Below are 6,104 nucleotides of genomic sequence, written 5' to 3'. Positions count from 1 at the left end.
AAAAATAAAAGTCATGTATATGGTGGTCAAAAAGTAAATAATATCAGTTATCAAATTTCCTGTAAATTTTCTTGAAACTACAGCATATTATTACTTCAAAACAATCTACATTTTTTATAAAAAAGGAAATGAATAACTGAAAAAATTATTATAGGAGAGAAAAAATGTCAAAATCTAAAAAAAATATCACCATAATTGGTTTAGGCTTAACCGTATATTTATTTACAGAATTTGTTTATAGACATGTGAATTTATTTGCAGAACCTTTATTTGTATTATACGAATCAAATTCCTCAATCGTCAGTGAACTTGCTAATTTAATGATAGCATTGCTGTTTACTCCCGCGTTGAGAGTCATAACTATTTTGGTCTGTTTAGTGCTATTGTTTTTTGTTAATAAAAAGAAATAACGTAGTATTTCAAAAGACAAAGAAGTGGGATGATGATTGCTATAGTATGTTATACGTGGTGCTAGGTAAGTGAGAATAAACAAAAAAGGAAACACGCAATAAAGTTTATTTCAAAACTTTATTGCGTGTTTCTTTTTTAGATTTTTTATATCTGTTGCTTTAGTAGTTACCAATAGTTTTCGCTTAATCAATCAAAACGATTTTTTGTTTATTGTATTCTTTACGAACCTTTTCAGGAATTTCTTCTGAAATAAGATAGGTAAGGTCTTCAATTGGACCGACGATATGATTACTGATGGTGCCGAATTTATCATTAGTTATCATCCCAAGTACTTCAGTAGAAATACGTATCATCTCACGTTTAATGTCGGATTCTTGCATAGTTGGCACGCTCGTTCCAACATCTAGATCTATGTTATAAATACCCATAATATAAAGGTCGGCTCGAATGTTTTGTAGTTGCTTATAAGCTTGTACCCCAATATTGATCATAGATTGTTTATAAAAAGTACCGCCAATATTGATAATTTCCAAATTAGGATGCTGTGCTAATGCTATGGCAATCGGCGGGCTATTGGTAATGATTGTTGCACGAAAATCTTGTGGGATTTCTTTTGCTAAAGCCAAGTTAGTTGTACTTCCATCAATGATGATGACAGATTCTTCTTTTAAAAAAGGGAGGGCTTTATGAGCTAATGCAGTTTTTTGTTCGCTAGCTACAGTTTCTCGGTAGTTAAAATTGGTAATTGGCGGACCAACACGTAAAGCGCCGCTGTGTACTCTTTTTAAGAGACCTTGGCTATCCAAATCTTTCAAATCTCGTCGAATCGTGTCTTCGGATACATTGAAACGTTGACTTAAATCACTAGCGATAACTTTTTGTTCTGCGTTTAATAAATCTAGAATTTTTTGATGACGTTCTAATTTCAACATGTTGCGTGCTCCTTCTTATTTATTCTTGTTTATCATGTCATTTATGCGTTTTTATGTCAATAATTTCCGTTTTAATACACTAAAACGGCATAAACAAGCAAAAACAAAATATTTTTATGCAGTTTTATGTTGACTAGTATTTGTTAAGCGGTTACAATGAGGGGGTAGTTAAAGGAGGGAATGTATGGAGAAAAAAATTATTTTGTCGCCTTCACTTATGTGTGGGGATCTAGCAAATTTGGAAGGAAGCATCCAAGAACTAGAAAGTATTGGGATGGATTCCTTGCATATTGACGTGATTGACGGTTCTTTTAGTCCCAGTATGCCTTTAGGGATCGAAACAATCAAAAGAATTAGAGAAATCACTTCAATGAATTTTGATGTACACATCATGGCTAAGGATAACGAATTTTTTATTGGAGAAATGTTGAAAATTGGCGTAGAGAGCATTACTTTTCATTATGAAACAAGCCTCCATATTGATCGATATATCCAGCTCATCAAGAATTCTGGAACAAAAGTAGGGATAGCTTTGAATCCAGCAACTCCGTTAAATGTATTACAATATATTTTACCCGAGATTGATAGGATTTGTTTGATGCTGATTAATCCAGGTTTTGCAACAAACAAGTCAGAAAAACAAATTTCTTACGCGCTAAAAAAAATTACAGATCTTTGCCAGTTAGTAAATGAGAAAGAGTTAGCAGTAGATATCCAAGTGGATGGACGGGTATCGTTAGAAACGATCCCGGGATTATTAGATGCAGGCGCAACAAATCTGGTATTAGGAAGTACAAGTTTGTTTCTTAAAGGAAATACATTAGCAGAAAATCAAAAACTACTTTATCAAGCGATGAAGCAATCAGTTAGGAAAAATCAATAGATGTAGTGGTCCTGAATAATAGAAATGGAGGGGAAATAGTTGAGTTATAAGGCGGCGAAACAAAATATTGTAAGAGAAATTACTGAAACATTAGACCGTATTTCTTCAAAAGATGTGGAACAATTGATAAAGAAAATTGAAAAAGCGGAACGAGTTTTTTTCGTGGGGGTTGGCAGAGTACTGTTAGCGCTAGAAGGAATGGCAAAACGCTTAGGGCATCTAGGAATTCAGACAGTAGTCGTAGGACAAATCACTGAACCGGCAATTACAGATAAAGATTTATTGATTGTTGGTTCTGGTAGTGGGGAAAGTGCTTTCCCACTAACTATTGCAAAAAAAGCAAAGGAATTTGGGTCCCAAGTTGCCCATATAGGATCAAACCCAGACAGCACAATGAAAGAATATTCAGATCTTTTTATTCGTATACCCGTACAAACAAAATTAGCGTTACCAGAGGAAATTTCTTCTATACAGCCAATGACTAGCCTGTTTGAACAAAGTGTTCTTTTGTTAGGAGATAGTATTGCTTTAGTGATGATAGAAGAAAAAGCAATTGATATGTCAAAGTTGTGGCAATACCATGCTAACTTAGAGTAGGTGAAAAATGAAAGCGGTACATTTCGGAGCAGGGAACATCGGCAGAGGGCTTATTGGACAAATTCTACATCAGAATGGATTCGATCTATGTTTTATTGATACGAATCCTGAACTGATCCATCAATTAAATCAAGATAAGGGTTATACTATCGAAATTATTGATGAAATGAACAGGAGTGATTTCATTGATCATGTTGTGGCACTGAATAGTTTATCCGAGCTAGAAGAGGTGATTACAGCAACAAAAAATGCAGATATCTTAACAACATCTGTTGGCGCAATAAATTTAGTAAAAATTGCACCGATCATTGCGCAAGCCTTAAGTAAGCGATTTGAACAAAAGCATAGCATCAATATCGTAGCTAATGAAAATGTGATAAATGCAAGTGATGTGTTGAAAAAAGAAATTTATTCTTTGCTGTCAGAAAAAGAACAAGAGAATTTTGATGAATATGCATATTTTGTGAATACGGCAATCGATCGACAATCTTTAGGAAAAGTTCTTGGAGGAAAAATGATCTCTGTTGTCGAACCTTATTATGAATGGATAATGGATCGACAGCAGTTAGATCCAACTACATCTTTTGATATGAAAAATGTAAATTTGGTTGATGATATGGAGCCTTACATTGAGCGAAAGCTTTATATCGTTAATGCTGCTCATGCGGCAGTAGCTTATTTAGGCGCACTGAAAGGATATAAGACGATTCAAGAAGCAATCCAAAATATGGAGATTTTCAATCTAGTCAAGCAATTTTTAATGGAGAATATAGAGTACTTTGTACAAAAATATCATTTTTCTAGAGAAGAATTAACATCTTTTGTGGAAAAAACATTAAACCGTCATGGGAATCAGAAACTCTCCGATGAAATTACTCGTGTAGGAAGTTCCCCTATTCGAAAATTAGGCCCTAATGATCGTTTAATTGCTCCCATAGTAAAACTAGATTCATATCATTTACCTTACGATGCAGGAATAAAAGTAATTGCTGCGGGATATCATTATCGGAATCTTGCTGATCCAGAAGCTGAACAACTACGTCGAATGATTGTAAATGATGGGTTGAAAGCAACGATTAAAAAAATTTCTCGTTTGGAAGGTAAGCTGCTGAATGAAGTTGTCGCTGCTTATGAGTCCCAGATTTAGAGGAGGAGAATATGCTAAAAGAACAATTGTCAGGAAATACAATGTTTATGGATGCGATCGATTCATGGCAAGAGGCAATCCGAGTAAGTGCGCGTCCTTTGATAGGAAAGGGAATAATAGAGGAAAGCTATGTACAAGCGATGATACAAAATGTGTTGGATAACGGAAATTATATTATATTACTGCCACTAGTAGCAATGCCTCATGCGCGTCCAGAATTTGGGAGCAAAGGGGTCGGGATGAGCTTTTTATGTTTAGATAAGCCAGTCATGTTCCCAAGTGAAGAACCAGTAAAATTCTTCTTTACCTTTTCTTCTGATTCGCCAAAGGGACATTTAGACTTAATGGCCAATCTTGGAGAATTGCTGAGTGATGAAAAAATGTATCAAAAATTATTCGATGTGAAGACAGAAAAAGCATTGTTAGATTTGATAAAGAAGTAAAGGAGAGAAGAAAATGGAGGTAGCAAACAAAAAAAAACGAGTCTCCATACGAGCTAAAGTTCAAGCGATTGGCGGTTTCTTAACAAATATGGTATTGCCAAATATAGGCGCATTTATTGCATGGGGAATTGTTACTGCATTATTCATTCCAACCGGGTGGTTCCCAAATGAATCTCTGAATGAACTCGTAAGTCCGACAGTCAGCTATCTATTGCCCTTACTACTTGCCTATACTGGTGGTCGGATGGTTGGTGGTACACGTGGAGCTGTTTTAGGTACAATCGGAACAATAGGTTTGATTATTGGTGCTGACATACCAATGTTCATGGGAGCAATGATTATGGGGCCACTTGGTGGGTGGATGATGAAAAAAACAGATAATTTTTTAGATGGGAAAGTTCCTGCTGGTTTTGAAATGGTCGTCAATAATTTTTCTATAGGAATTATTGGTTTCATACTGATGTGCCTTTCTTATCTGGTAGTTGGACCAATAATCCAATCAGCTAATCAATTTGTAACGAGTGCAATTGAAGCATTAGTTTCAACTGGTTTTTTACCGATACTGTCCTTAATCAACGAACCGGCAAAAGTCTTATTTTTAAATAATGTTATTGACCAAGGTGTTTATTATCCATTAGGTATGCAACAAACATTAGAGGCAGGCAGATCAATTTATTTCATGGTAGCATCAAATCCTGGCCCTGGCTTAGGACTATTGTTAGCTTATTCTTTATTTGGTAAAAAGGCAGCAAAACAGACAGCACCAGGTGCAATCATCATCCATTTTTTCGGCGGAATACATGAGATTTATTTTCCATATGTATTAATGAAACCACTCACTATATTATCTATGATTGCTGGTGGAATGACAGGAATCATCACTTTTGAATTATTTGATGCGGGCCTGGTAGCAGGCCCAAGTCCAGGTTCTATTTTTTCTTATTTAGCTCTAACGCCTCGAGGAAATTTTTTGGGTGTCATGGCGGGAGTGGTCACAGCAACACTGGTTTCCTTTTTTGTAACATCAGTAATTTTAAAAGCAGATAAATCAACAGATGAAGACAGAAATTTTGAACTATCAGTTCAAAAATCGAAAACGATGAAATCAGAAGGAAGAAAATTATTAAAAGAAGAAAATGCTAGAGAAATATGTACCGAGAAAAAAGAGATGAATAAAATTTCCTTTGCTTGTGATGCAGGAATGGGAAGCAGCGCAATGGGCGCAACAATATTCAAGAAAAAATTGCAAAAAGCAGGTATTACTGATGTTGAGATAAAAAATTATCGAATTGAAGAGGTACCAGAAGATAGTGATTTGGTGATCGTACATCAAGATTTGGAGGAACGGACTAGAAAAGCACATCCTAACATGAAAATTGTGACATTAAAGAATTATTTGCAAGATCCAGTAATCAATGGATTAGCAGAAGAAATCATTGGATTAAAAACAGAAGACTAATTTATGGGAATTTTTGATTAACCTTTATTAAAATTATTTTGCCTAATATAAAAAGGTTGTGACATGGCTTGTGTCGCAACCTTTTTTTGTCGCACAAATAATTAATCGGATATTTTATGTTCATATTTTTTGTGATCAACGAGAACTGATGGGGCAAAGATACATTTTAGATACTTTTAACTGTTAATTTACAAAACAAGGTGAAACGAATAGAAAAATGAAAAAATCGATA

7 protein-coding genes are annotated in these 6,104 nt (G+C 34.9%); 6 read left to right on the top strand and 1 reads right to left on the bottom strand.

What is annotated here, in order from left to right:
* The first annotated feature begins 164 nt into the window (after positions 1-164).
* Complete coding sequence (locus Q0977_RS17680) at positions 165-410, top strand: hypothetical protein (RefSeq protein ID WP_002307018.1); 246 nt, start codon at positions 165-167, stop codon at positions 408-410.
* 183 nt (positions 411-593) lie between these two features.
* On the opposite strand, the gene Q0977_RS17675 is transcribed toward Q0977_RS17680, so the two are convergent.
* Positions 594-1,343: a DeoR/GlpR family DNA-binding transcription regulator gene (locus Q0977_RS17675; RefSeq protein ID WP_002307017.1), complete on the bottom strand. Its 750-nt coding sequence runs from the start codon at positions 1,341-1,343 to the stop codon at positions 594-596.
* A gap of 184 nt (positions 1,344-1,527) precedes the next feature.
* Between Q0977_RS17675 and Q0977_RS17670 the strand changes: the two genes are divergently transcribed.
* The 5 genes from Q0977_RS17670 to Q0977_RS17650 are packed head-to-tail and all read left to right on the top strand — an operon-like array spanning position 1,528 to position 5,872.
* Entirely contained in the window at positions 1,528-2,226 is a 699-nt protein-coding gene (locus tag Q0977_RS17670) for a ribulose-phosphate 3-epimerase (protein WP_002330246.1), read from the top strand.
* A gap of 39 nt (positions 2,227-2,265) precedes the next feature.
* Complete coding sequence (gene hxlB, locus Q0977_RS17665; protein WP_002307014.1) at positions 2,266-2,823, top strand: 6-phospho-3-hexuloisomerase; 558 nt, start codon at positions 2,266-2,268, stop codon at positions 2,821-2,823.
* 7 nt (positions 2,824-2,830) lie between these two features.
* Positions 2,831-3,970 (top strand): mannitol-1-phosphate 5-dehydrogenase, encoded by a 1,140-nt coding sequence (locus Q0977_RS17660; protein ID WP_002330245.1) that lies wholly within the window; start codon positions 2,831-2,833, stop codon positions 3,968-3,970.
* Positions 3,971-3,981: 11 nt separating this feature from the next.
* A complete protein-coding gene (locus Q0977_RS17655) occupies positions 3,982-4,413 on the top strand; it encodes a PTS sugar transporter subunit IIA (protein ID WP_002307011.1) in 432 nt (143 codons plus the stop codon).
* 13 nt (positions 4,414-4,426) lie between these two features.
* Entirely contained in the window at positions 4,427-5,872 is a 1,446-nt protein-coding gene (locus Q0977_RS17650; protein WP_002330244.1) for a PTS mannitol transporter subunit IICB, read from the top strand.
* Positions 5,873-6,104: the final 232 nt, after the last annotated feature.

It is taken from the genome of uncultured Rummeliibacillus sp., from assembly GCF_934216135.1.
Taxonomy (GTDB): Bacteria; Bacillota; Bacilli; order Bacillales_A; family Planococcaceae; genus Rummeliibacillus.
Note: the sequence above shows the minus strand (reverse complement) of the source record. Positions and strands in the feature narration are given on the sequence as shown.

Coding starts and splice junctions, on each gene's coding strand:
- Q0977_RS17680 (WP_002307018.1), top strand. CDS start 165: ATGTCAAAATCTAAAAAAAATATCACCATAATTGGTTTAGGCTTAACC.
- Q0977_RS17675 (WP_002307017.1), bottom strand. CDS start 1,343: ATGTTGAAATTAGAACGTCATCAAAAAATTCTAGATTTATTAAACGCA.
- Q0977_RS17670 (WP_002330246.1), top strand. CDS start 1,528: ATGGAGAAAAAAATTATTTTGTCGCCTTCACTTATGTGTGGGGATCTA.
- Q0977_RS17660 (WP_002330245.1), top strand. CDS start 2,831: ATGAAAGCGGTACATTTCGGAGCAGGGAACATCGGCAGAGGGCTTATT.
- Q0977_RS17655 (WP_002307011.1), top strand. CDS start 3,982: ATGCTAAAAGAACAATTGTCAGGAAATACAATGTTTATGGATGCGATC.
- Q0977_RS17650 (WP_002330244.1), top strand. CDS start 4,427: ATGGAGGTAGCAAACAAAAAAAAACGAGTCTCCATACGAGCTAAAGTT.